Annotated in this window: 25 protein-coding genes and 1 tRNA gene; 12 read left to right on the top strand and 14 right to left on the bottom strand. The window is 61.7% G+C overall.

Features of this window, described 5'->3' with window-relative positions:
* The first annotated feature begins 80 nt into the window (after positions 1–80).
* The gene (locus J3R84_RS02995; protein ID WP_203527608.1) at positions 81–1292 is read left to right on the top strand and encodes a GGDEF domain-containing protein; all 1212 of its coding nucleotides are present in this window, start codon (positions 81–83) and stop codon (positions 1290–1292) included.
* Positions 1293–1399: 107 nt separating this feature from the next.
* On the opposite strand, the gene J3R84_RS03000 is transcribed toward J3R84_RS02995, so the two are convergent.
* Together J3R84_RS03000 and J3R84_RS03005 are read right to left on the bottom strand one after the other, a co-directional pair.
* Positions 1400–1834 carry a hypothetical protein gene (locus J3R84_RS03000; RefSeq protein ID WP_025426217.1) on the bottom strand — a complete coding sequence of 145 codons (435 nt, stop codon included), beginning with the start codon at positions 1832–1834 and terminating at the stop codon, positions 1400–1402.
* Positions 1835–2224: 390 nt separating this feature from the next.
* On the bottom strand, positions 2225–2698 hold the full coding sequence (locus J3R84_RS03005; protein WP_203527606.1) for a hypothetical protein: 474 nt from the start codon (positions 2696–2698) through the stop codon (positions 2225–2227).
* 272 nt (positions 2699–2970) lie between these two features.
* Between J3R84_RS03005 and J3R84_RS03010 the strand changes: the two genes are divergently transcribed.
* Positions 2971–3047, top strand: a tRNA-Pro gene (locus J3R84_RS03010).
* A gap of 339 nt (positions 3048–3386) precedes the next feature.
* Positions 3387–3806 carry a hypothetical protein gene (locus J3R84_RS03015; RefSeq protein ID WP_057211502.1) on the top strand — a complete coding sequence of 140 codons (420 nt, stop codon included), beginning with the start codon at positions 3387–3389 and terminating at the stop codon, positions 3804–3806.
* A 158-nt stretch (positions 3807–3964) separates the two neighbouring features.
* Here J3R84_RS03015 and J3R84_RS03020 read toward each other — a convergent pair whose 3' ends face one another.
* The gene (locus J3R84_RS03020; RefSeq protein ID WP_025426220.1) at positions 3965–4144 is read right to left on the bottom strand and encodes a hypothetical protein; all 180 of its coding nucleotides are present in this window, start codon (positions 4142–4144) and stop codon (positions 3965–3967) included.
* Positions 4145–4353: 209 nt separating this feature from the next.
* Here J3R84_RS03020 and J3R84_RS03025 point away from each other — a divergent pair, with 209 nt between their 5' ends.
* Both J3R84_RS03025 and J3R84_RS03030 read left to right on the top strand, forming a co-directional pair.
* Positions 4354–5313: a bile acid:sodium symporter family protein gene (locus J3R84_RS03025; RefSeq protein ID WP_025426221.1), complete on the top strand. Its 960-nt coding sequence runs from the start codon at positions 4354–4356 to the stop codon at positions 5311–5313.
* Between the two features lie 556 nt (positions 5314–5869).
* Entirely contained in the window at positions 5870–6013 is a 144-nt protein-coding gene (locus J3R84_RS03030; RefSeq protein ID WP_164474926.1) for a hypothetical protein, read from the top strand.
* Between the two features lie 30 nt (positions 6014–6043).
* On the opposite strand, the gene J3R84_RS03035 is transcribed toward J3R84_RS03030, so the two are convergent.
* From J3R84_RS03035 to J3R84_RS03050, 4 genes are all read right to left on the bottom strand, one after another.
* A complete protein-coding gene (locus J3R84_RS03035; RefSeq protein ID WP_107026871.1) occupies positions 6044–6238 on the bottom strand; it encodes a hypothetical protein in 195 nt (64 codons plus the stop codon).
* A gap of 151 nt (positions 6239–6389) precedes the next feature.
* The gene (cysN, locus tag J3R84_RS03040) at positions 6390–7895 is read right to left on the bottom strand and encodes a sulfate adenylyltransferase subunit CysN (protein ID WP_025426223.1); all 1506 of its coding nucleotides are present in this window, start codon (positions 7893–7895) and stop codon (positions 6390–6392) included.
* Complete coding sequence (cysD, locus tag J3R84_RS03045; protein WP_057211498.1) at positions 7895–8848, bottom strand: sulfate adenylyltransferase subunit CysD; 954 nt, start codon at positions 8846–8848, stop codon at positions 7895–7897. Before cysD ends, cysN begins: the two co-directional genes overlap by 1 nt.
* Before the next feature lie 46 nt (positions 8849–8894).
* Positions 8895–9650, bottom strand: coding sequence for a phosphoadenylyl-sulfate reductase (locus J3R84_RS03050; protein ID WP_025426225.1), 756 nt, complete (start codon positions 9648–9650; stop codon positions 8895–8897).
* Between the two features lie 462 nt (positions 9651–10112).
* Here J3R84_RS03050 and J3R84_RS03055 point away from each other — a divergent pair, with 462 nt between their 5' ends.
* Positions 10113–10502, top strand: coding sequence for a DUF6152 family protein (locus J3R84_RS03055; RefSeq protein ID WP_025426226.1), 390 nt, complete (start codon positions 10113–10115; stop codon positions 10500–10502).
* Positions 10499–10978, top strand: a complete 480-nt coding sequence (locus J3R84_RS03060) for a hypothetical protein (protein ID WP_025426227.1) — start codon at positions 10499–10501, stop codon at positions 10976–10978. Before J3R84_RS03055 ends, J3R84_RS03060 begins: the two co-directional genes overlap by 4 nt.
* A gap of 8 nt (positions 10979–10986) precedes the next feature.
* On the opposite strand, the gene J3R84_RS03065 is transcribed toward J3R84_RS03060, so the two are convergent.
* The 6 genes from J3R84_RS03065 to betI (J3R84_RS03090) form a co-directional block, all read right to left on the bottom strand.
* Positions 10987–11622 carry a flavodoxin family protein gene (locus J3R84_RS03065; RefSeq protein WP_025426228.1) on the bottom strand — a complete coding sequence of 212 codons (636 nt, stop codon included), beginning with the start codon at positions 11620–11622 and terminating at the stop codon, positions 10987–10989.
* A gap of 149 nt (positions 11623–11771) precedes the next feature.
* Positions 11772–12668, bottom strand: a complete 897-nt coding sequence (locus tag J3R84_RS03070; protein ID WP_025426229.1) for a sigma-70 family RNA polymerase sigma factor — start codon at positions 12666–12668, stop codon at positions 11772–11774.
* A 236-nt stretch (positions 12669–12904) separates the two neighbouring features.
* The gene (gene betA, locus J3R84_RS03075; RefSeq protein ID WP_025426230.1) at positions 12905–14554 is read right to left on the bottom strand and encodes a choline dehydrogenase; all 1650 of its coding nucleotides are present in this window, start codon (positions 14552–14554) and stop codon (positions 12905–12907) included.
* Between the two features lie 222 nt (positions 14555–14776).
* Complete coding sequence (gene betB / locus J3R84_RS03080; RefSeq protein WP_025426231.1) at positions 14777–16240, bottom strand: betaine-aldehyde dehydrogenase; 1464 nt, start codon at positions 16238–16240, stop codon at positions 14777–14779.
* Position 16241: 1 nt separating this feature from the next.
* Positions 16242–17777: a choline-sulfatase gene (betC, locus tag J3R84_RS03085; protein ID WP_025426232.1), complete on the bottom strand. Its 1536-nt coding sequence runs from the start codon at positions 17775–17777 to the stop codon at positions 16242–16244.
* Positions 17774–18376, bottom strand: a complete 603-nt coding sequence (betI, locus tag J3R84_RS03090) for a transcriptional regulator BetI (RefSeq protein WP_025426233.1) — start codon at positions 18374–18376, stop codon at positions 17774–17776. The genes betC and betI (J3R84_RS03090) overlap by 4 nt, the downstream gene beginning before the upstream one ends.
* A gap of 145 nt (positions 18377–18521) precedes the next feature.
* Here betI (J3R84_RS03090) and J3R84_RS03095 point away from each other — a divergent pair, with 145 nt between their 5' ends.
* Both J3R84_RS03095 and J3R84_RS03100 read left to right on the top strand, forming a co-directional pair.
* A complete protein-coding gene (locus tag J3R84_RS03095) occupies positions 18522–19070 on the top strand; it encodes an HdeD family acid-resistance protein (protein ID WP_025426234.1) in 549 nt (182 codons plus the stop codon).
* 467 nt (positions 19071–19537) lie between these two features.
* Complete coding sequence (locus tag J3R84_RS03100) at positions 19538–21334, top strand: GGDEF domain-containing protein (protein WP_025426235.1); 1797 nt, start codon at positions 19538–19540, stop codon at positions 21332–21334.
* 52 nt (positions 21335–21386) lie between these two features.
* On the opposite strand, the gene betI (J3R84_RS03105) is transcribed toward J3R84_RS03100, so the two are convergent.
* The gene (betI, locus tag J3R84_RS03105) at positions 21387–21977 is read right to left on the bottom strand and encodes a choline-binding transcriptional repressor BetI (protein ID WP_025426236.1); all 591 of its coding nucleotides are present in this window, start codon (positions 21975–21977) and stop codon (positions 21387–21389) included.
* 104 nt (positions 21978–22081) lie between these two features.
* On the opposite strand from betI (J3R84_RS03105), the gene J3R84_RS03110 reads away from it, so the two are divergent.
* Genes J3R84_RS03110 through J3R84_RS03120 form a run of 3 tightly spaced genes read left to right on the top strand, consistent with a single transcriptional unit; the run spans position 22082 to position 24917 of the window.
* Positions 22082–23017, top strand: a complete 936-nt coding sequence (locus J3R84_RS03110) for a choline ABC transporter substrate-binding protein (protein WP_025426237.1) — start codon at positions 22082–22084, stop codon at positions 23015–23017.
* Positions 23017–23874 carry an alpha/beta fold hydrolase gene (locus tag J3R84_RS03115; RefSeq protein ID WP_025426238.1) on the top strand — a complete coding sequence of 286 codons (858 nt, stop codon included), beginning with the start codon at positions 23017–23019 and terminating at the stop codon, positions 23872–23874. Before J3R84_RS03110 ends, J3R84_RS03115 begins: the two co-directional genes overlap by 1 nt.
* A gap of 32 nt (positions 23875–23906) precedes the next feature.
* Entirely contained in the window at positions 23907–24917 is a 1011-nt protein-coding gene (locus tag J3R84_RS03120) for an NAD(P)H-quinone oxidoreductase (RefSeq protein ID WP_025426239.1), read from the top strand.
* The last annotated feature ends 343 nt before the right edge of the window (positions 24918–25260 follow it).

The raw sequence follows: 25260 nt of genomic DNA on the forward strand, positions 1-25260 counted from the left end.
CATTCATGCACGCAACGTCTGGATGCACGTCTTCACGTCGCGTGAGAGGCGTTGGTTGCCAGGGAGGAAACAGCCGGAAAATGAATGGACCTCTGGCGGCATCGGCGATCGCTTCGGCATGGCCGGGACTGTTCGTGCTATTCGGCCTTGCCTTTGGATGGGCGTGGTCGATTGAGAAGAAGCGGCACTATCTGCTGCTTCTGACTGCCGCCTGCCTATTGTTTGCGACAGCGGCGTTTATGCAGATCATGCTGCTGCCCCTCGATATCGGCGCCAATACCATCCCGACTGGCCTGCTCTATACGCTTGCGGTGCTTGCTGCCGCGGAGGCCATCCTGCGTCGTTCAGGTCGCGGCATGGGCTGGAAGGCGGCACTCGGGGCAATCGGTGTGATAACCGCTCTGCTTTGGTACTTCTACTATATCAGGCCGAACCTTCTGGTGCGGATCTACGTGCAGGCTTTTGGGTATGGGTTGATCCTTGCGGCCACCGCCTGGCGCATTCGGGCTCTGCGACATGGTCGCCTTGTAGACCGCGTCCTGTTCTGGGTTGTGGCTGTCGTTGCGATCCACTTCTTCCCGCGCACCTGGCTGACATTTGGCACTGACGCGACCGCCAGCATCGAGGCTTTCGGCGCGTCGCTCTTCTGGAACATGATGCAGTTGCTGATCGCGGCGGCGGGTACAGCGCTTGCCTTCGCGCTGCTTGCGGCGGCGCTGACGGATGTCATGGACGATCTCAGGCGCGAGCGCGATGTCGACCCGCTGACGGGTGTCCTCAATCGTCGGGGGCTGGAGGAGCGAGTGGCAAGGCTGTTTCGCAATGCGGGTGCACCGCTCAGCCTGATCCTCTGCGATATCGATCATTTCAAGGCGATCAACGACGCCCATGGACATGCGGCCGGTGACAGAGTGCTGGCGACGTTTGCGGGCGTATTGCGCGACAGCGTGCGTGAAGCAGATCTTGTCGCGCGGATTGGCGGCGAGGAGTTCGCAATCCTCCTACCTGGGATGGACGTGGATGCGGCGATGGCGGTTGCCGAGTGTATTCGCGAGCGGCTGGCAATTCACCGTTTTCCTGTTCTTGGCGCGACAGAAAGCGTGACCGCGAGTTTCGGTCTGGCGCAACGCGATGGCAGTGAACGTTTCCAGGCGTTCAGCGCGCGCGCCGATGCAAGGCTTTATCGCGCCAAGCGCGAGGGGCGCGACCGGGTCGTGGCTGCGGATATGCCGCTGACCGCTGGGCCGGCAGAGGTTGCTCAGCCGGCAAATGCAGCCAGTCCGGCTGCCTGAAGCAATAACCGAGGGCGGCTGGCTTCGGCGGACTATTCCAAGGAAGCAGAAAACCCGCCAACTGACGCTGGCGGGTTTCAAATGTCTGCCCCTTGATGCGCCGGTTATCAGCTTGCCGGTGCAGCCGGCTTTTCCGCCTTGGCGCCGCCGAGGAATTCTTCGCACCAGCTCGGGCCGTCGGCGCGCTTGTGGTCACCGACCAGGCGGATCGAGCGGATGACATAGTCCGAAGAGACGGTCAGCTGCACCGAGCAGCTCAGATATTCCGTGCGGGCCGAGGAGATACGCTTGCCGCGCTTGCCGTCCTTGCCGGTTTCGTACTGGGCCGGGGTCTTGCGGGTCTTATAGCCGCCCTTCCAGTTGTAGACGGTGGAACTGCCGCTTTCGACGTCGGAGAGCGGAGGACCATACTGGGCGAAGAAGCCGCCGGCCGGCTGACCGAGCCAACGCGATTCAACTGCGTTTCTGGAAATCGCCGTCGTCGTGGTGCAGCCTGCGAGCACAAGCGCGAGGCCTGCCACCGTCATCATGCGGAAGTTCATGTTTTCGTCCCTTTGGCTCTCGTTCGGAAGTAGGCGTGGCGCGCGCGCCCCAATCCCCTGAGTTTGCGCGCTTTCCGCTGAGCCTCTAGCGCCAAAAGCCGGCAAAGAAAATCCGCTGTCTGCATTCTATCTAAGGAAAATGCGAAGCGTTGCAGAAAGTCCCTATCTGGCCCCGGAAACCTCACCGCAACGTGATCGGTTGAAGTCGTTTCTGGTCCCTTCGCCCGCCGCTGCGGGCATGGGAAACCGTTGCTCCATTTCGATGCGAATCGCTCCGCGGGAGGGCTTCTGGTGGGCGCGGTCTTCGCCGAGACGCGAAAGCGCTAGAGTTTCGTCGGTGCGCAGGCATTGTCCGCTCCGCTGTGTCGGTCAGGGGCGGCTCCTGTGGGTCTACTCCCCGATCAGCTTGCAGCCGATCTTGGTGGCGCTCCCGGCGATCGCCTTCAGCGGACCGTCATAGACATCGCAATCGAGCAGGTTGTCCGGGCCGCTGCGACGGGCGGAATGGACGTTGATGTTGACGAGAGGTTCGCCGTCCTTGACCCAATGCAGCCGCGTCTCGATGTCGCCCTTGCCGGGGATCGCCACCACGGCCGGTTCGCCATCGCGCTCGGTCCTGTCCTCGCCGAGATCGATCATGCCGATCTGATCAGCATGCTCTTCTGCGCCCGCCGCCGGCTCGCCGGAATAATAGGCCGCGATCACGACCCCTTCCTTCAGCGCCTGAAGTTTGCTCGCGGCGGCCTGCGAGAAGGAAAGATCCACTTCAAAGCCCCAGGGTCCGGCAATATCGGCACCAGCCGGGCCAGCCAAGAGACCAAGGATCATTGCGGCAAGCGACACGGGACGGATGATGGGCGACACGGCAGCACTCCTTGGCAATGGCGGGCAAAAAAGCGGACACAGCAGACAATCGACACGGGCCATCCCCGTCAAGGGGCGGCCTCAAGCACGAGCAGTCGCCTTCTGTCCTGGTCGATTGCTGGTGTGCCTGACGGGTGTGTCGGACAAGAGGCGGAACGCGGTTTCGGCCGGGGTTTTCCACTGTACCGGCTTTTTTGGCGAGACCGAGAAGGTTTTTCGAAATAGGCGCTTGTGCAATCCAAATGCCTGTTCTATAGAGGCGCCGCTGGTCACGGAGTGTAGCGCAGTCTGGTAGCGCACCACGTTCGGGACGTGGGGGTCGGAGGTTCGAATCCTCTCACTCCGACCAGCTAAATCAATCCCTTAATTCGTTTTCTGTTCGGCCCGTTTTTGAGTGCGGACCGATTGCGGGCGCCTTCAGGGTAACGCAAGTCGTGGGCTTGTGAAGTTCGTCTCCGCATACGGATTGGCCCGCCTTAATTTGGCGCTGGCCGCTTATCCATTCTCCTCCGTGTTCGACATCTCCTCGAAGTTCTATTGCGGCGCGTGATTCCCTCTGGTGCGCGTTTCGCAGGCGTGAACGCGCCGTTCGTCGAATAACGGTGCATTGGTGGATGTTCGACTTGTTGGTCGATAACTAAGGGTTGTAGTCTCGGCAACTACATTGTCGTTGTCGAGAGGATAGGGAATGTTGTTTAGGCGGATAATAGTCGCATCGGCGCTGGTTCTGGCGAGCCACGGACTGGCGCAGGCGCAGAGCTGCGAGAAAAACTTCAAGGTATCCGGTGTGCCGCTGGTGACGGCCATCAGCTACAAGACCTGGCAGGAATTTTCCAAGCTGAAACCCGACACGGCCTTGCAGCGGCTTGCCCAGGGCGTTGCCGCCGAAGGGTTCTCGGGCATCAAGGTCAACAAGTCGCTCGGCACTGTCGACGCATTCCAGGAAACGACCGGTTCAGGACGCATCCAGACGCTGCGGGTCGTTGCTCGCAAGCGCGGTGCCGGCACGCGCGTCGATGCCATCTTCGACATCCAGGCCGGACAGGTGACCTCCAAGGACATCGTGCGCGACGGTCTCTGCAACATCGTTCGCTCGGCGACGGAGTAGTCGCAGGCGGCTGCTGGCCGTTCGTTTGCGCGGTGCGGCCAAACACCAGTCGGGATGACGGCCGCACAGCCATGCGGGGCTCGCTGCCGTGGCGCGATCAAGTACAAGCTGGAAGCGAACTGTGCCGCTGGGTGGGGGGCACGACGGCCCCCGCGTCTTCAGCGTTGTTTTTCCAAAGCCTTCAGCACGGATTGGCCGATTGCCTGCGCTTGCAGCATCGAGGAGAAGTTGCCCTGAGCCGGATGGGTGACGCCGCGATACTTGACGACGAAGCACCATTTGCCGTTCATGCGCTTCTCGACGGTCACGGTCGTCTCCGGTTTTTTATCCGTGGTCATCTTCGTCTCCTTGAGATCCTGCGCGCCGCCGCGTGGGCAATGCCTGATATCCGCATGACGCGGTCCATGTCCATAGACGTCTGGTTTATGTCGGCTATCGTGACGTGATAGAAACAAAGTTGCGATATCTGACGGTTTTTTGTTCGAAGCGTGTTGAAGCCGCCGGTTGTGGCGCCTAGACAGCCCTCATCACGCCAAGGAGTAAAATTTTGAAGGCTGTCGCATCGTTTTCCGCGTTCGTCGGGCGCACATTCGCGCTCTGGGTCATTCTCTTCGCCGTTCTCGGCTTTGTCTTCCCGGATATTTTCAAGCAGATCACGCCCTATATCGTTACGCTGCTTGGCATTATCATGTTCGGCATGGGCCTCACCATTTCGCTCGACGATTTCAAGGAAGTCGCCAAGCGCCCGTTCGAGGTCGGCATCGGCGTCATCTCACAGTTTCTGATCATGCCCTTGCTGGCCGTGTTGCTGACGGCCATCATCCCGATGTCGCCGGAAGTGGCCGCCGGTGTCATTCTCGTCGGCTGCTGCCCGGGCGGCACCTCGAGCAACGTCATGACATACCTCTCGAAGGGCGATGTCGCGCTGTCGGTGGCCTGCACTAGCGTCACCACGCTTCTGGCCCCGGTCGTCACGCCGTTTCTCGTCTGGACCTTTGCCAGCCAGTATCTGCCGGTTGATGCGATGGCGATGTTCATGAGCATCGTCAAGGTCGTGCTGGTGCCGCTGGCGTTGGGCTTTCTTTTGCAGAAGCTGCTGCCGGGCCTGGTCAAGGCCGCGGTGCCGGCATTGCCGCTGGTCAGCGTTGCGGGCATCGTGTTGATCGTTGCCGCCGTCGTCGGCGCCAGCAAGGGCGCTATCGCCAGCTCCGGCCTGCTGATCTTCGCGGTCGTCGTTCTGCACAATGGCCTCGGCTATCTGCTCGGCTTCTTCGCCGCCAAGGCCGCCGGCCTGTCACTTGCCAAGCGCAAGGCGATCGCCATCGAGGTCGGCATGCAGAACAGCGGTCTCGGCGCGGCTCTGGCCAATGCCTATTTCTCGCCCGTGGCTGCCGTGCCGAGCGCGATCTTCAGCGTCTGGCACAACATTTCCGGCGCGCTGCTTGCCAACTACTTCGCAAGCCGCACGGAAGACGAAAACGTCGAGCCCGTGGTCATCACACGCTGATCGGGAACTACAGCGCCGCGCGTCTTATTAGACGCGCAAAGGTCGCTGTAGCACTTTGAATGGCTGCATGTTTTTATCGTTAAATCGAATAGGATTTAAGGAAACATGCAGCAGCTTCGAATGACAGGAGAGGGCTCGCAAGGGCCCTTTCTTGTTGCACGGCCAAAGCCTGCAAGTGCATAGCCAGGCGGACTGTCCCACGGCGTTTGGAAACGGTGAAACAGCCCTATCGATCATCATGATCGACGCGCCAAATTACAAATGCCCCGGTGAATTTGAACCAAGTTATTCGCGACCGCCAATCAAGGTGAAGCAATGTCGACAAGTGTCCCATTTTGGGACGATCGCATCTTGGGCGTCACGCGTGCGGCCATTTTCCGATCGTTCTAGCGGTGGCAGAAGCTGCGGGTGAGGGGCAGTCTCCAACGCCGCACCCGCCTACGTCGGGTCACGTTATTGTTCAATTGGAAACGGCCTGTTCATCGAATGGCGTCTTATCAGGGTGAACAATAAGCGCGATATTATCTTCAACAATCGTTCTCCCAGTGAGGCTCAGATGTTGAAGGAACCGATATTCACATTCCGCGAGATCGCCATATGGTCTGCCATCCTCGGCAGCGTCGTCGGATACCAGCTTTGGCAGCACACAGATCCCGCGCCGCTGACGATGGTGCTTCCGAGCATCGAGCAGCGGTCGTAATTTAAAGGCAATCCGGCGCGGCGCGAAACGCTACTCCTCAGGCATTCCGTTGCGCCGCGCGGCCTGCAATAACTCGATCTCACCGGCCGTCGGACCAAACTGGCTCTGAAGCCGTTTTGTTTCCTCAGCGTCCAACCGGTACTTTCGCGCAAAGGCCTCGATCGTCACGGCCCGCCCAAGAAAGCTTCGGCGCGGCACGTCCTCCCGTTCATGGTCCAGCATCATGGCTGCTCCTCCTTCCCGGTTCTTTGGAAGTAGTGCGGCAGGTCGTTTCGGGAAGAGGCGGTAGGAGCAATCTGGCGAGGCATCAAAAATAGATCAGCAGAAACGGAAAAAGGGCCCTCGTGGGCCCTTTCTGATCTTGGGGGAGTGGCGATCAGCCGTCGATCGTGTCGATGATCTCGCTCGCGCGGCCAGCGCTGACGCGACGCACTTCTGCATCCTCGCGACGACCCGCAAACAGCTCGGTTGCCATCAGCTGGTCGGCGAGATCGGCGGGCAGCGACAGGATCACGCGGGCGTCTTCCGTATGGATGCCGCCGAGCGCCGAGCGCTTGGCCGTGATCATGCCGCCGGCCACCGTGTTGTTGGTGTCGGGATCGATCAGGATGAAGGCGCCGGTCGTCCGATTCTGCTCATAAGGGTCGAAGATCGCCTGTTCGTCGAAGGCAAGGTGAACCTTGCCGATGGCGTTCATCGGCAACTGGTCTGCGTGCTCCCACTTGCCCGTCTTCAGGTCCAGCTGGCTTGCCGGCTGCACCTGCACACGCTGGCGGCGGCTGCCGCTTTTCAGCCAGTAGCGCTTGCCCGGCTGGATGCCATCAGGCTGCAGCGCAACGATCTGGGCGTCGAAGGCAAGGCCCGTCAGCGGCTGGCTGTCGATGGCGACGATCATGTCGCCGCGCGAAACGTCGACCTGGCGGTCGAGCACCAGGGTGATGGCATCGCCGGCGACCGCAGCGTTGCGCACGAGGTCGAAGGTGACGATCTTGGTGACGTTGGCAACCATGCCCGAGGGCAGGATCACGACGCTGTCGCCGGGCTTGACCGCGCCGCCGGCAACCGTTCCCTGGTAGCCGCGGAAGCTTTCGCCCGGGCGCGAGACGCGCTGCACCGGCAGGCGGAAGCCGACGGTCTGGGAGGAGCGTGTCGTCGCCAGTTCAAGCACTTCGACCAGGGTCGGGCCATCGTACCAGGGCATCGAAGCGCGGCCGTCGTAAACGACGTTCTCGCCCTTCAGTGCCGAAAGCGGAATTGCCGTGACCTGGCGCACGCCGAGCGATAGCGCCAGCTCACGAAACTCGTGGCTGATCTGGTCGAACCGGGCGCGGTCATAGTCCGTCAGGTCGATCTTGTTGACCGCCAGAACGAACTGCTTGATGCCCATCAGGGTCGCGATCGTCGCGTGCCGCCGAGTCTGCTCGAGCAGGCCGACGCGGGCGTCGACCAGCAACACCGCGAGGTCGGCCGTCGACGCGCCGGTTGCCATGTTGCGGGTATATTGCTCATGGCCGGGTGTGTCGGCGACGATGAAGGAGCGCTTGTCGGTGGAGAAATACCGATAGGCGACGTCGATGGTGATGCCCTGTTCGCGCTCGGCCTGCAGGCCGTCGAGCAGGAGCGCGAAGTCCGGCAGGCCGAGATCGTTCTGCTTGCCGTTGGAATCACGCCGCAGCGTCGCCGCCTGATCTTCCTTGACCGCCTTGGTATCCCAAAGCAGTCGACCGATCAGCGTCGATTTCCCGTCGTCGACCGAGCCGCAGGTGATGAGGCGAAGGGGGCGGCTGTCGCGCGTTGCGCGGACCGATTCGGACGCCGGAAACGCCAGAACGTGAGCGGCTGCGTCTTCCTGAACGGCATTCGCGGTTGCTGGTGCGGTCATCAGAAATATCCTTCGCGTTTTTTCTTTTCCATCGAACCGGATTGGTCACGGTCGATGGCGCGGCCCTGGCGTTCGGATACGGTCGCGGTTTCAAGTTCGGAGATGATGTCGTCGAGCGACGTGGCGTCGGAGCGGATGGCGCCGGTCAGCGGGAAGCATCCGAGCGTACGGAAGCGGATCACTTCCTCGCGCTTGGCCTCACCCGGCAGCAGTTCGAGACGCGGGTCTTCGGCAAGGATCATCATGCCGTCGCGTTCGACGACCGGCCGTTTCTTGGCGAAATAAAGCGGCACGATCGGAATGTCTTCGGCCTGGATGTAGCGCCAGATGTCGACCTCGGTCCAGTTCGACAACGGGAAGGCGCGCACGCTCTCGCCCTTGCGCACCATGCCGTTATAGACGTTCCAAAGCTCGGGACGCTGGTTGCGTGGATCCCAGCGGTGGTCTGGGGTGCGGAAGGAGTAGATGCGCTCCTTGGCGCGCGAGGCCTCTTCGTCGCGGCGCGCGCCGCCGAAAGCGGCGTCATACTGGCCGGCGTCGAGCGCCTGGCGCAGCGCCTCGGTCTTCATGATGTCGGTGTAGAGCGCCGAACCGTGGCTGAACGGCGTGACGTTCTCCTGAGCGCCGCGCGGATTAACGTGCTCGATCAGGTCGAGGTCGTAGCGCTTCACGATCTCGTCGCGAAACGTGATCATCTCGGCAAACTTCCAGCCGGTGTTGACGTGCAGCAGCGGAAAGGGAACGCGGCCGGGATAGAAGGCCTTGCGCGCCAGGTGCAGCAGCACCGAGGAATCCTTGCCGATCGAGTAGAGCATGACAGGGCGTTCAAACTCGGCGGCCACTTCGCGGAAGATGTGGATCGCTTCGTTTTCGAGCGCCTTCAAATGCGGGTCAAGCGGCGGCTTGGTGCTCTGCGGATTGTGCAGTTCCGTTTCCGGATGGGTAAGAGGCATTTCAGTCTCCGGGAGGATCTTTGTCTTGGGAGGAGCGCGCCAGCCCTCAGGCGGCGCTGCTCGAAGTCGGGATGATGGAACTGGCGGTCTCTGGGACGTGAAGCCCGCATTCGCGCTTCTCGTCGTTTTCCCACCACCAGCGGCCGGCCCGTTCGGGCTCGCCCGGCTTGATGGCGCGGGTGCAGGGTTCGCAGCCGATCGAGGGATAACCGCGGGCATGCAGCGGGTTCACAGGAACGGCGTTGGCAGTGACGTAACTGCGGATGGTTTCGATGTCCCAGTCGGCGAGCGGATTGATCTTGATGAGGCCGCGCTCAGCATCCGCTTCGGCAAAGGGTGTCGCTGCCCGGTTGCCGGACTGGCCGCGGCGAAGCCCCGTCACCCAGTAGCTGGCGCCTTCGAGTGCGCGTGCAAGCGGCTTCAGCTTGCGCGCGTCACAACAGGCATGCCTGGCTTCGACGCTGTCATAAAAGCCGTTGGCACCATATTGCGCGGCATAGGCGTCGACGTCTGCCTTTTCCGGATGAAAACGCTTGATCAGGATGCCATAGGTCTCTTCGGTCTTGTCGATCAGCGCCACCGTCTCGTTGAAGAGGCGGCCGGTCTGCAGCGTGGCGACATCGACCGCCAGCTGGTTCTCGCCGATGACGGCCGTGATCACCTGATCTTCGATACCGAGCGACGTGGTAAAGACGGCACGGCCTTCAAGGCCGGCAACGAGCGCGAGACGTCCTGCGAGATCCAGGACTTCAAGCGCTTGGTTCAGAGCTTTCGCGGTGGCGTCGAGGGGTGACGTGGTCATGGCTGCGTCCTGTTCCAACTTGTCAGGAATATCGCAGCCGGGTGTGGCGAGGGACAGAAATAGCGGTTTCTAATGCTGGGCGTTTGGAGCAAATCTGCCTCTCAGATCGAAAAGCAGCGAAAAACGCAAGATAAGCTAGTAATTTACTAGACTTTATACTTCCTTTCGCGTCCTTGGCCCGGCCGTTACATGAAGAAGCGCGGCCCCTTCGGTCCGCGCTTCAACGGGCGATCGGTCAACGGTGCCGGTCAGAACTCTACTCAGGCCTTCTCCTGCTCGGCTTCCGGATTGCGAAAAGCAGCCGCAAGTCGGCGGCCGAGCACGGATGCGCGGGCCTAGCAACGACGACGTAGCGCTTGCCTCAAGGCCGGACCGCTCAAGATATGTTGAACGGCAGATGCTTTCCCATCCGTCGCTTCAGGTTCAATCTTGCGGGTTCCGAGGCAAATTGAGGAGTGGGAGATGATGAGGTCCTTTCCTGGCCGCGTTCTCGCCGGAAGCATCGTGACGTTGCTTCTGGTCACTGGCGCCTACGCTCATCACGGCTGGTCCTGGGCAGAGGCGGACCAGATCGAACTTGCCGGCACGATCCGTGAAATCTCGATGGCGCCGCCACATCCGACGCTTCAGGTCGAGACTGAAAAGGACGGGCTCTGGCGCGTCGAACTGGGCAATCCCAGACAGACGGAACGGTCCGGCTTCGTCGAAGGTGTCGCCAAAGTCGGCGATCAGATCGTGGTTCTGGGCAATCGCTCGCTCGATCCGAACGAGAAGCGCCTGAAGGCAGTCCGCGTCACCGTTGCCGGCAAGAGCTTCGACATCTATCCGGACCGCATCCGGACCGGTGGATGAGCGCGGCGGAACTGCTCGATTGGATTGCCGCCTGGCCGCTGGCGTCAGCGATGCGTCGATCCGCGATCCTCTATCTCGTCGTCAACGCGGCCCATATCTTGGCGATCGCGCTTTTGATCGGCGCGATCGTGCCTCTGGACCTGCGACTGCTCGGTTTCTTCGGGAACACTTCGCTGGAAGGGCTCGGGCCGTTTCTGTCGCGCGCTGCCGCGGTCGGTCTGGGTCTGGCGATCGTGACCGGTTTCTGCCTCTTTAGCGTTCGGCCGGCGGCTTATGCCGCGAATGCTGCCTTCCTCGCAAAGATCGGTCTGCTCGGGGTTGGCGCCGCCAATGCTATGACTGTGCATCTTGGCGGCGCCTGGCGGGCCGCCGTAAATGGCGGCCCGGTCTCATGGCGTCTTCGCGTATCCGCAGCCGTCTCGCTGACGGTGTGGCCGGCAGCACTTCTGGCTGGGCGCTGGATCGGCTTTCTCTGACGCCGATCCTATCGCTCGTTTGCCGTTCTCCACGCGGGGACGACCGGCTCCCGCTCGACCGTTCTGCCACGCACGAACTGCAACGTGGCCTCGGCGACGCGTTGGCCGAGATGCCGTGCTGTGGCGAGATCGGATGCCGGCGGCGCGAGATCGGCCCCCTGGTCGACATTCGACTGGGCGCCGGCGCCCAGCCAAAAGCCCAACCGGTTGAGATCATCAGGTGATCCGGTGGTCGAGTGGTTGGAAGGCGGCAGATCGAGGTTGATCCAGTGCATGCCGTGCTGGGCAGCAAAGAGTGCGAGCTGCATCAGCGTCGCGAGCTTGTCGCCGGAAGCGGTTCCCGAATTGGTGAAGCCGGCGGCGATCTTGTCTTTCCAGAGATAGCCTTTGGCCATTACAGCGTTGGAACTCGCTTCCTGAAAAGACTTGAACGCGGCCGACGGGCCTCCGACATAGGTTGGCGTGCCGAAGATGATCGCCTCGGCCGAGAGCAGATCGCTCCAGCGCGCCGGTGTGTCTTCAACGGTCAAGAGCAGGCACTGCGCGCCGTCGACCCGCTCGATACCGGTTTTGACAGCGTCAGCCTGCCGTGCCGTGTGTCCGTAGCCGCTGTGGTAGATGACGGCGATGCATATGTTGCTCATGGTTCGGTCTCCTTTGGTTTTGGTGGTGGATTTGTCGCGCGAGCGAAGGCGCGCGCCGTCGGCGCGTGCCAGGTTTGCTGAAGCGTTGGTCAGGGTCGGTTGACGGAGCTGTCGGCTCCAACGATTTTTAGGGCGCGGCCACCCGCCGTTCAGTGAACGGCATGGCCACCGAAATGTCGCAGTGTTTCCGGGAGATGTTTGAGCTTCTCCGGATTGCGGGTGACGTAGATGGCGGTGATCCGATCCTGCTCGATCTCAAGGGCAGTGGTCTGCAGGATCTCTCCGTCTTCGATGGTGATGAAACCGGGCAGCCCATTGATGAAATCGTAACGCACCAGCCGCGACATCGTCTGGGCAAAGATCAGCGCCAGCGAGGCGTGCAGCTTCATCACCTTGTCTAGGCCGACGATCGGCCGTCTTGGTGCCACCGTCTTACCGCCACCATCGGCATAGACGATCGCCTCGGTCGCAAGCAGCGAACGAAGCTGCTGCATGTCGCCGCCACGCGACGCCGCGAAGAAGGCGGAGGCGATTTCCAGGCCCTGTTCCCGTGGCATCGCAAAGCGGCGTCGGGCATTGCGGATATTGACGCGGGCGCGGCTGGCGAGCTGGCGGCAGGCCGCCGGCTTGCGGCCGATCGTCTCGCCAATTTCATCGAAGCTGACGCCGAAGACATCGTGCAGCAGGAAGGCAGCCCGTTCGAGCGGCGACAGACGCTCCAGCGCCATCATCAGCGGCAGGGTGATGTCGTCGAGGTCGTCGCTCTCCTCGACGATCGGTTCCGGCAGCCACGGCCCGAGATAGGTTTCGCGCCGCCGTCGTGCCGACTTCAACTGATCGAGGCAAAGGCGCGTCACGATCCGGCGCAGAAACGCCGATGGTTCCTTGACGGTCACACGGTCGGTGTCCAGCCAGCGCAGGAATGCCTCCTGGACGATGTCCTCGGCCTCGCTGACCGAACCCAGCATCCGATAGGCAATGCGGATCAGTCGCGGACGCAGCGGGTCGAAGCTCGTTTTGACGTCTTCGTCGGTCATCTCGGTCATCACATCCCCCACTGCCGTGCGGTGCAGGCGGTCAAGCAATGGCCAGCGCGCAGGCGAAGCCATGATGGCATTGCCGCAGCGGTTGCGACAAGCGGATCGAGCTTCGCTGTCATGTTCGTCTCCTTCATCTCGGGCACTTGAGAAGACAGGACGAGATAGCGTCAATGAATGTGACATGCCGCAGACGTTGCGGCAGTCGAATGCCGGGGAAAACGTGCCTCGTGGCGCAGGCGATCCTATCTGTCGCTGACGGCCCAGCGCGGATTGATCCAGGGCTCCTGATTGGACCGGGCAAGCGGTTGCTTGCCGAGGATATGGTCGGCTGCCTTTTCGCCGGTCATGATCGAGGGGCTGTTGAGATTGCCATAGGTCACGTGCGGGAAGATCGAGGAGTCCGCGACGCGCAAACCATCGACGCCGATCACCCGCGTCTCCGGGTCGACCACGGCCATTGGGTCGTCCTTGGCACCCATCCGGCAGGTGCCGCAGGGGTGGTAGGCGCTTTCCAGGTGTTCGCGCAGGAAGGCGTCGATCTCATCGTCCGTCTGCACCTTCTCGCCCGGCTGGATCTCCGGCCCGCGATACTGGTCGAAGGCCCGCTGGCCGAAGATCTCGCGGGTGAGGCGCACGCAGTGGCGGAACTTCTCCCAATCCTCCGGGTGGCTCATATAGTTGAAGCGGATCACCGGGTCGGCCATCGGATCGGAGGATCGCAGGGTGACGTTGCCGCGCGACTTCGACAGGTTGTAGCCCACATGCACCTGGAAGCCGTGGCTCTTGGCCGCCGCCTTGCCGTCATAGCTGATCGCGACCGGCAGGAAGTGATACTGGATATCGGGCTGCTTGACGCCCGGCGCCGAACGCAGGAAGGCGCAGGCCTCGAATTGGTTGGAGGCGCCGAGCCCACCTTTGGAGAGCAACCATTGTGCTCCGGCGACCCCCTGCCAGAACCACGGCAGCCAGGAATAGAGCGAGACCGGTTTGGTCGAGACCTGCTGGAAATAGAACTCCATATGGTCCTGAAGGTTGGCGCCGACACCGGGTCGATCGACCTTGACCTCTATGCCCATGTCCTTCAGGTGCTGTGCCGGGCCGATGCCGGACAGCATCAGCAGCTTCGGCGAGTTGAAGGAGGAGGCGGAGACGATCACCTCGCGGTTCGCCTTGACGATCTCGATCTTGCCGCCGCGCTCGATCTCGACGCCGGTCGCCCGGCGGTTCTCGATCACCACCTTGCGGGCAAAACAGCGCATGAGCGAAACGTTGGGCCGCTTCAGAGCCGGGCGGAGATAGGCGTTGGCGGCGGACCAGCGGCGCCCCTGCCAGACGGTCTGCTCCATCAGGCCGAAGCCTTCCTGCTTGGAGCCGTTGTAGTCGTTGGTAAGCTCGAAGCCCGCCTGCTCGCCCGCTTCAATGAAGGCATGGAACAGTGGGTTGGTCACCGGCCCGCGCTTGACGTGCAACGGCCCGTCGGTCCCGCGCCAGCCGACCTCGCCTCCGTGCGAATGCTCCATGCGCTTGAAGTAGGGAAGCACGTCGGCATAGGCCCAGCCACGTGCGCCCAGGTCCTCCCAGCGATTGAAATCCTCGGCATGGCCGCGCACGTAGACAAGGCCGTTGATCGAGGAGGAGCCGCCGATGACCTTGCCGCGCGGCGCGGTGATGCGCCGGTTGTTGAGGTTCGGCTCGGGTTCGGAATGATAGCCCCAGTTGTAGCGGTCCATGCTCATCGGCCAGGCAAGTGCTGCCGGCATCTGGATGAACGGCCCGATGTCCGAACCGCCATATTCGAGCACGATTACGGAATGCTTGCCGTCCTGCGAGAGGCGGTAGGCGAGCGCCGAACCGGCCGAGCCGGAGCCGATGATGATGTAGTCTGCCTGCATGATCGTGCTCTTTCTTCTGCGTCTCTAAACCGGCCGGTACCGTGCCTCTACCTCTGTCCCCTCATTCCTGTGCTTGTCACAGGAATCCAGCCAAGCGACGTCTGTCGCTTGAGGGAGTCTTTCGCGCCACCGACGTGGCGCTGCTGGATCCCCGGAACTCGCTTCGCTCACCCGAGGATGAGGGAGCGAATCAGATGCGTCCCGAGGAAGGCCGCTTGAACCTCAATACGGCGCCTGCACCGGGCTCATGCCGACGTAGACGGTCTTCAACTCGCTGTAATGGTTGAGCGCCGCCACGGAATTCTCGCGCCCGAAACCGGATTGCTTGGAGCCGCCGAAGGGGATCTCGACCGGGCAGAGATTGTAGGTGTTGATCCAGAGCGTGCCGGCTTCGAGTTGGTCGACGACGCGGTGGGCGCGGGTGATGTCGGCGGTGAAGACGCCGGCCGACAGGCCGAATTCGGTGGCATTGGCGCGCGCGACGACATCAGCCTCGCTTTCGAAGTCGAGAACGCACATCACAGGGCCGAAGATCTCTTCGCGCGCGATGGTCATGTCGTCGGTGACGTCGGCAAAGACGGTCGGCTGGATATAGGTGCCGTCGGCACTGACCGCATTCGGAATGCCGCCGCCGGTGACCAGACGCGCGCCCTCGGCTTTGCCCTTTTCGATATAGGAGAAGACCTTGTCGCGTTGCGCGCCCGACACCATCGGCCCGAGCTGGGTGGCTTCGTCCATCGGGTCGCCGATGACGATCGCTTCAGTGCGCGCCTTGAGGCGATCGAGGAACGCATCCTTGATGCCCTTCTGGACGAAGACGCGGGTGCCGTTCGAGCAGACCTGGCCGGTGGAATAGAAGTTGCCGAGCATGGCGCCGCCGATGGCGCTTTCGAGATCGGCATCGTCGAAGACGATCAGCGGCGACTTGCCGCCGAGCTCCATCGTTACGTGGCGAAGACCGGCAGCTGCCGCCTCATACACCTTGCGGCCCGTCGGCACCGAGCCGGTGAGCGATACCTTGGCGACATCGGGGTGGTTGACGAGCAGCGGACCGGTCGTCCGATCGCCCTGGATGACGTTGTAGAGGCCCTTGGGAAGGCCCGCCTCGATCAGGATCTCGGCGATCTTGAGGGCGCCGAGTGGGGTATTCTCCGATGGCTTGAAGACCATGGCGTTGCCGGCGGCAAGCGCCGGCGCACCCTTCCAGCAGGCGATCTGCTGCGGATAATTCCAGGCGCCGATGCCGACGCAGACGCCGAGCGGCACACGCTTGGTATAGGCGAAATCGCCGCCGAGCGGAATGTAGTCGCCGTTGAGCGCTGTGGCGATGACGCCGCCGAAGAATTCGAACGAGTCGGCGCCCGATGTCGGGTCGGCGACGATCGTCTCCTGGATCGGCTTGCCGGTGTCGAGCGTTTCGAGCTCGGAAAGCTCGCGGTTGCGCTCGCGCATGATCTCGGCGGCGCGCTTCAAGATGCGGCCGCGGGCAGTCGGGCTCATGGCCGCCCATTCCGGTTGCGCGCGCTTGGCAGCGGCAATCGCCTTTTCGACGATCGCGGGCGTTGCCGCATGCAGCCGGGCGATCACCTCGCCGGTTGCGGGATAGATGCTCTCGAAGACGGTGCCGGCAATGTCCTCGACATACTCGCCATCGATGAAGTGCGAGGCTTGCGGTTGGGCTCTCATGTCATTCTCCCCGCGGATAGCGTTTGGATTCCTCGAGATTGTCGAGGTTCATGTGGTTGCGCATGTAGCGCTCGGATGCTTTTTGCAGCGGCTGATGGTCCCACGGATAATAGGCGCCGTTCCTCAGTGCCTCGTAGACCACCCAGCGCCGGGCCTGGCTCTCGCGCACGGCGCCATCGAAGGCCTCCATGTCCCAGTGGGCGGCGCACATGTCGCGAAACGCATTCAGCGTTGCCGCCTGCACCGGTGTCTCCGGGTTTGCCGCGAGGTTCTTCAGCTCCAGCGGATCGGCTTCGAGATCATAGAGCTGATCCGGGTCGAGCGCGCAGTGGATATATTTCCATTTGCCCTTGCGAATGGCGACCAGCGGCGCGTGGGACGCTTCCGCAGCATACTCCATGAGCACCGGCTCGGTGCGCTCCTCGCCATTGATGACAGGCACGAGGCTGATGCCATCAGTCCAGGGCTTCACCTCGTCCATCGAGATGCCGGCGAGGTCGCAAAGCGTCGGGGTTACGTCGAGGTTCGACGTCGGCGTCAGGTGCAGGCCGGGCGCAACGGCGGGTCCGGCCGCCATCAGGGGCACGCGCGCCGAGCCTTCGAAGAAGTTCATCTTGAACCACAGGCCGCGCTCGCCCAGCATGTCGCCATGGTCGGAGCAGAACAGGATCAGAGTGTTGTCGAGCATCCGGGTGCGCGTCAGCGTGTCGACAAGTTCGCCGACCTTTTCGTCGAGATAGGAAATATTGGCGAAATAGGCGCGGCGCGAGCGGCGGATATTGTCCTCGGTCAAGTCGAAATTGACGTAGTCGCAGGAATGCATGATCCGCTTCGAGTGCGGATCCTGGTCCTCCTCCGGCAGCATGCCGACCTCTGGCAGAAGATGCTCGCAATCCTCGTAGAGATCCCAGAATTTCTTTCGTGCGACATAGGGGTCGTGCGGGTGGGTGAAGGAGACGGTCAGGCACCAGGGGCGGCGGCCCGCGTCGTCGTTTTCGCGCGACAGCTGGTAGAGCTTCTGGTTGGCGAGAAAGGCGACCTCGTCGTCATACTCCATCTGGTTGGTGATCTCGGCGGCGCCGGCGCCGGTGACGGAGCCGAGATTGTGATACCACCAGTCGATGCGCTCGCCCGGCTTGCGATAATCCGGCGTCCAGCCGAAATCGGCGGGATAGATATCGGTCGTCAGCCGCTCCTCGAAACCATGCAATTGATCAGGCCCGACGAAATGCATCTTGCCGGACAGTGCCGTGTAGTAGCCGGCGCGGCGCAGGTGATGTGCGTAGGTCGGGATCGAGGACTGGTATTCGGCGGCGTTGTCATAGACCCGGGTGCGGCTCGGCAGCTGGCCTGCCATGAACGAGGCGCGGGCAGGCGCGCAAAGCGGCGACGAGGTGTAGTTGTTGCGAAAGCGGGCGGAGCGGGCGGCGAGGCTCTTCAGGTTCGGCGCATGCAGGAATTCCGCCGGACCGTCGGGAAAGAATTTTCCGTTCAGCTGGTCGACCATAATGATCAGGATATTAGGTCTGGCGGTCATATGGCCCGTCCTTGGCGGTGGAGCTGGTCGAGAAGCGAGGTGACGTAGTCTTCCGTCAGCGCGATCGAGGCTTCGATGCCGATCGGCGCAGAGCGCAGACTCTGGCGGATGTAGAGCCCGTCGATCATCGCAGCTGCGCCTTCCGCGATGCGTTCCGCGTCATCGACGGGACAAAGCGCCTTGAGGCTCGCCATCAGGTTGGAGCGCAACCGCCGGGCGTAGACGACGAGGAACCGGCGGACGTCTTCCGAGCGCTGCGCCTCGGAATAGAAGGCGAGCCAAGCGGCGATGGTGTCGGGCGCAAACTGGCTTGCCTGGAACGAAACGCGGATCAACGCGCTCAGTTTCTCACGCGGTGTAATCGCTGCACTCAGCGCCGTCACCGTATCGTCGCGCAGTTGCCTTAGAAGACTGCGCACGGTCTCGATCAGCAATTGCTCCTTGCTGCCGAAATAGTGATGGGCAAGGGAAGGGGAGACACCGGCACGGCGGGCGATGTCGGACATGGTGACGGCGAGCGTGCCCTGATCGCCGATCACGCGCAGCGCCGCATCCACCAGCGCCTTGCGGCGCACAGGCTCCATCCCGACCTTGGGCATCCGTCTCTCCCTCGATGATGGTCAGTTTATTTTTGATTGACTCATCAATCAATAAAAATTTGCGATGTTTTCTCTTTCTTTTTTCGGAGAAATCCGGCTCAATTCGATGGTAGAGTTCTGGATATCAGAAGGACTGGAGGTTGAAATGACCCATGCATTCGATCCGGCTGGCAAGGCGGCGGTTGCCGGCAAATGGGGATGGTTCGTCGCGCTCGGCGTGCTGTTGATCATGTGTGGCGGCCTTGCCTTCGGCAATCTGCTGATGGCGACGGTGGCCTCGGTCTATTATGTCGGGCTGATCATGCTCGTCGGCGGCCTGTTCAATCTCGCCCATGCCTTTCAGGTCAAGGGTTGGAACAGCGTGCTCTATTGGGTGCTGAGCGGCGCCTGCTACGCCATTGCCGGGCTCTTTGCCTTCATCAACCCGGTGCTGGCCTCCTCCGTCCTCACTTTCCTGATGGCCATCGCACTCGTCGTCGCCGGTTGCTTCCGGATCTGGGTCAGCTTCAAGCTGCGGCCGATCCAGGGCTGGGGATGGGTCGCGCTCGGCGGTCTGGTCACGCTCGCCGCCGGTCTGATCATTGCCGCCGGCTGGCCGGTCAACAGCCTCTGGATCCTCGGCCTGTTCCTGGCGGTCGATCTGGTGATGCAGGGTCTGTCGCTGATCGCCTTCGGGGTGTTGGCAAAAGGCTAGCGCACGGCTCGCTCGCCTTTGCCGTGTTCGGGTGGGATTGTAAGCAGAGCGTGCCTGTTGGCTGGCGTATTGGGAAGGCGACCGTGCGGGCCGCCCGTGTAACGACGCTCATCCCAGCGCTGATCGCCATCTCGGGTGTAGCGCTACAGGTGCCCCTGTCCGGCATGGCACTGATCCTGCTTGCAGTGTGACTGCTCTGGACCACGATGTTTGCGCTTGCCGCGATCTTTCTCGGTCGTGGCATGCACTCGTTATCGCATCACCTGAACCTGTTGCGACCAATTTTCCGCAGTTCGGGAAAATTCGATGAAACTACTGATTTTATTAGAAAGTTCGATAATGATCAGCGTGGGCGGAGCTGTCATATAGCTTTCATCAAAGCTTCATATTGGGGAAAGACTTCGTTGACTGTTGGTCGCCATCCTGCGGCCGTCCGATCGTCCGTTCTCAATCTTCTGGAGCCCGGCATGTCCGCCGCCCCCGCCGAAATTCTCTCGCTTCGCCGGTTCGGCGACGACCAGATCGTAACGCTTGCAAAGCTTGTGATCGAAAGCGCATTCCAGCCGATCGTCGAAGCGGCAACCGGTGCCGTGTTCGGCTACGAGTCACTGATGCGCGGCTTTCAAAAGCTGGGCTTTGCCTCGCCCTTGGAATTGCTCGACAAGGCGGAAGAGGCCGGCCAGTTGCTGGCGCTCGAGCATATGGTCAACAGTCGTGCCGTCGCAGGCTTCGCGACATTGCCGGAATTTTCCACCCGCACGCTGTTCCTGAATTTCGATTCCCGCCTGGTCGGCGGCGAAAACGCGATCGTCGAGCGCCTCGTCAATCACCTGAAGCGCGCCAACATCGCGCCGTCGTCCTTATGCTTCGAGCTGTCCGAACGTTTCGACAGCGGCAAGATGCCGGATTTCTCGGCGCTCGTGCGCGAACTGCGGCTGGCCGGATTCAAGCTGGCCATCGATGATTTCGGCGCCGGCTTCAATGGCCTCAAGCTGCTCTGCGATCAGCCCGTCGATTACGTGAAGATCGACCGGCATTTCATTTCCGGCATCGACGCCGATGCGCGCAAGCGCCACCTGGTGCGCCACACCGTCAACACCGCCCATGTGCTCGGCACCCGGGTCATCGCCGAAGGCGTCGAGACCGAGGCGGAGTTCCAGACCTGTCGCGATCTCGGCTGCGACCTCGTACAGGGCTATTTCATCGCCCGGCCGACGACGCACCTGAGCGAATTGCAGCCTGCCTATCCGCATTTGGCCTTGAATGGCGGCGGTCACCGCTCGTCGGCGACGCTCGACAGCATTCTGATCCGCAAGCAGATCGAACAGCTGCCGGCGGTGCGCGAAAGCGACGAACTCGAATCCGTGTTCGATCTGTTCCGGCTTAATCCCCGTCAGGCGTTCTTTCCGGTGCTCAACGCCAACGGCGAACCGCGCGGCATCCTGCACGAATATCACGTCAAGGAGATGATCTATCATCCCTTCGGCCGCGACCTGCTGAAGAACCGGCTCTACCAGCGCCGCATCTCGCATTTCGCAAGCCCGGCGCCGATCGCCGATCTCGATACGCCGGCCGACGAGATGCTGAAGATTTTCGCCGGCATGGACGGCAGCGATTGTGTGATCCTGACCGAGAATATGCGCTATGCAGGCATCCTGTCGGCATCGTCGCTGTTGAAGATCATCAACGAGAAGCAGTTGAAGACGGCGCAGGAGCAGAACCCCCTGACCGGATTGCCCGGCAATCGCGCCATCCGCGATTACGTTCAGGACGCGATCCTCGACGGCGATCAGCCGCGCTATTTCTGCTATTGCGACTTTGACGATTTCAAGCCGTTCAACGATACCTACGGTTTTCAGAAGGGCGATCTGGCGATTTCGCTTTTCGCCGCCCTGCTGCGGCGGCATTTCATTGGCGAAGAAAAGTTCCTCGGCCATGTCGGCGGCGACGATTTCTTCGTCGGCATCAGCGGTTGCACCGTCGATGAGCTGCAGGTCGTTCTTCACCGTCTACTCGACGATTTCGCCTCCGATGTCCGCCAGCTCTATCTACCGGAGCATCAGGCAGAGGGGCGTATCAGCGGTCATGGCCGCGATGGCACGGCCAAGGATTTTCCGCTGATGCGCTGTTCGATCGCCGTTCTCGGATTGCCGGAAGGTTTTGTGTTTTCGGACGGCCAAGCCGTCAGCGCCCGCATCGCCGAGATCAAGTCTCGTGCCAAGGCCAGCGCCAGCGGCCTCGTTCTGGAGGCGCTCGGCGTCTAACGCGTGGATGGGCAAACACGTTGCAGTCGGCAATGAGTGCCGCTGCGTCCATTTACGCCTGGGTTTTTGGCAGGCGATGGACCAGGTAGTCGCGCATCTGCGCAAGTGCCATGTCGCGTGTCAGCCCCCCTTCAGACTGCAGCCCGAGCCGCAGCCACAGCCCGTCGATCAACGATGTAATGGCAAGCGCCACATCTTCGCACTCGTTCGCAGGCAGGATGTGCGTCAGCGCCGACAGCAAGTTCGACCGCATCCTTGCGTGAATGATCTTCTGAATCCGCGCCAATTGCGGTTCGCGCGGCACTTCGGCGCAAAGCGATAGCCAGGCGTGGCAGACGGAAGGCTGGAAGAAGCGTTCCTCGAAATTGGCCTCAATGATCGCATCCATCCGCTCGAGCGGGGTACGTGCGCGATGCAGCCTCTCGACCACCGCTTCTTTCAAGGAAGCGTTCGCCTCGCGCATGGCATGCTCGAACAGTTCCTGCTTGCTGGCAAAATAATGCAGCACGATGCCCTTCGAGGCGCCGGCATGCGTCGCCACCTTTTCCAGGGTCGCCCCGGCCATTCCCTCTTTCTGCAGGACCTCAAAGGCCGCCCGCCGCAGCTCGCGGCGCCTGATCTCACTGATTTTCGTCAATCGCATGCGGTTTCTCCCAAGCGATTCTCACATTGACAATCTTTCCAGGAAGATCAATTGCTGACCCGTGGGTCAATTTGAAGTCCCGACGGACAATTGTGAGGATCGCGATGCTGCATTTGAAGAGCCTGATATTTGCCGCTGCTCTGTTGACGGCCACAAGTTCCGGCTTTGCCGGTGATCCGCAGGCATGCAAAAGCGTGCGGTTGGCGGAGCCCGGCTGGAATGACTTGGCCTTTACGACCGGCGTCGGGCTGAGCCTGCTGAAGGCGCTTGGATATGAGCCGGAAAGCAAGCTTCTCGGCATCGACGTCATCTATACGAGCCTGCGCAGCAAGGATCTCGACGTCTTTCTCGGCTACTGGGATCCGGCTATGGTCGCCTACTACAAGCCTTACCGGGAGGACGGTTCGGTCGAGACCGTGCGAACCAATCTTGAGGGGGCAAAATACACCTTTGCCGTTCCCGACTACGTCTGGGAAGCGGGCGTCAAGGATTTCTCGGATTTGAAACCCTTCTCCGACAAGTTCGAAAAGAAGATGTACGGCATCGAACCTGGCTCCAATCAACTGATGCTCGATGCCATCAAGGATCCAGATCTTGGTCTGGCAGACTGGGAAGTGGTCGAGTCGAGCGAGCAGGGCATGTTGTCCGAGGTGACGCGTCGGGTTCGTGACAAGGCCTTCATCGTATTCCAGGGCTGGGCGCCACATCCGATGAACACTGTATTTTCGATGAAGTACCTGACGGGTGGCGACAAGTTCTACGGTCCGAATTTTGGCGCGGCGACGGTGTCGACGCAGGTACGCAAGGGATACCTTCAGGAGTGCCCGAATGTCGCCCGCCTGTTGAACAATCTGGTTTTCGACGTCGATTTCGAGAACCGCGGCATGGGCTACCTGATGAATGACGGCCTGTCGCCCGATGAGGCAGGGGCTAAGTCGATCAAGGAAGAACCGCAGCGTCTGGAACCATGGCTCGCTGGCGTAACGACCTATGACGGGCAGCCGGGGCTGGCCGCGGTCAAAGCCGCGCTCGGTCTTTGATGGTGATCGATCAGCAGTCGTGGGCGGCCGCCAAGCGGCGAATAGAACTGCCCGGCGGCCAGCAGTTCACCTATGTCGATCACGGGCAGGGGCCGGTTCTCCTTCTCTTGCACGGCTACTCCGATACCAGCCGCAGTTTTTCCCTGATCGCGCCATCCTTAGGCGGATATCGCCTGATCATTCCAGATCTCGGCGGACACGGCGGTTCGATGCCCAGGGAAGGGATGTCGATTGCCGAACTCGCCCACGATGTCGATTGTCTGGCCGATCGCCTGGCCATTCACCAGTTTGTGCTTGTTGGTCATTCCATGGGAGCGATGATTGCTGTCGATATTGCCGCGCGCCGCCGGGAGGCGGTGCGTGCATTGATCCTGCTCTCGGGAAGCCTCAAGCCGGACTTTGGTCCGGGGACGGAGGTCGCCCGGGCGATACGCGGGCTCAAAGACCCGCTTGGTCCCGACGATGCCTTCTTCGACCGCTGGCATGCCTGCAGTCGGTCGGTCGACACGGCGTTCCTAAGGCATCTGCGCCGCGAAGCCGCAGCGATGCCGATGACGACTTGGCGAACGCTCCTTGATGCGCTCGCGGTGACGGATCTCAAATCGCGCGCGACTCATGTCAGAGCGCCGGTGCTGTGCATCGCCGGAGCACAGGATCCTCTTTTTGACATCGGGCATCGGCAGGTTCTTGCCGAGACCTTCGCCTCCGTGCGCTCCATCACGCTCGACGGCCATGGCCACAACCCGCATTGGGAGAGTCCTGCCGATGTCGCAGCGCTGATCCTCTCGTTTCTCGGCGATGAGGTCGGCCAACCCGGATCGACATCGGGCCTTTCCGCGACGCATGGGCGGCGCTAGGTATGACGCTTGAGAGTCCTTGAGGTAGAGCCATGTCCCTTCCAGTTGAAATGACCTTCGTTGATCTTCCGTCCCCGGGCGGGGCGGAAAATATGGTGCTGTCGAAGGGACCATTGCCGACGCTCAAGCCGGGCGACATTCTGGTGCGCGTCGAAGCGGCAGGCATCAACCGGCCTGATGTGCTCCAGCGCAAGGGCGACTATCCGCCGCCGCCCGGGGCGAGCCCCATTCTCGGGCTGGAGGTTGCCGGTGAAGTGGTGGCTCTCGGCGAGGGCGCGCAGGGTTTTTCGATCGGCGACAAGGTCTGCGCCCTGGCGAACGGCGGTGGTTACGCCGAGTATGCGGCCGTGCCGGCGACGCAGGCGCTTTCCTGGCCGAAAGGGTATGACGCGGTGAAAGCGGCAGCCTTGCCGGAAACTTTCTTCACTGTCTGGGCCAATGTCTTCGGCATGGCCGAGCTGAAAGCGGGGGAAACCATCCTCGTCCACGGCGGATCGAGCGGTATCGGCACGACGGCAATCCAGCTGGCAAAAGCATTGGGCGCCGAGGTCTTCGCCACCGCCGGCAATACTGAGAAGTGCCGGGCCTGCGAGGCGCTCGGCGCGAAACGGGCGATCAACTATCGCGACGAAGATTTCAAGTCGGTCGTGCTGGAGGAAACCGGCGGTCGCGGCGTAGACGTCATCCTCGACATGGTCGGCGGCCGCTATTTCGACCGCAATATTGGTACGCTTGCCAAGGATGGCCGGCTCTCGATCATCGCCTTTCTCGGCGGCGCCAAGGTCGAGGCCGCCAACATCGCCCCGATCCTGTCAAAGCGGCTGCATGTCATGGGTTCGGCGCTCCGCCCGCGAACGGCGGCAGAGAAACAGGCGATCCGCGACGGCCTGCTGGCAACCGCCTGGCCATTGCTCGAAGCGGGCAGCGTCGCACCGGTCATCCACGCGGTGCTGCCATTCGAACAGGTGGCGGACGGACACCGGATGATGGAAGAGGGCGACCACATCGGCAAGATCGTCATGACCATGCGAACCTCGTCATGACCGCGCGAAGTTCGTCGTGACCATGCGAAACGCATCATAACCTAGCTTGAGTTACGACCTTCGTCGGCCTTGCAATCCCGGGAAATTCACCTACCTTGAAATTATCGCTAACGAACAGAAAGGAAGGTGATCCAATGTCTAATGAGATTTCGGTCGTCGTGACAGGCATGGGAGAGGTGAACACGTCGAGGCGAACTTCGGCCTGATTCCCGCCTTCCTTCGGGTCCTAAGCCCGGGCCAGCCACTTGGCCAAAACTCATGGAAGGGTCGCCTCGCGCGGCCCTTTTCCATTTCTAGCCCGCCATGCAATTTCCCATCCCGATCTTCAGATGCATTCTGCGCC

The sequence above is a fragment of the Ensifer canadensis genome, assembly GCF_017488845.2.
Lineage (GTDB): Bacteria > Pseudomonadota > Alphaproteobacteria > Rhizobiales > Rhizobiaceae > Ensifer > Ensifer canadensis.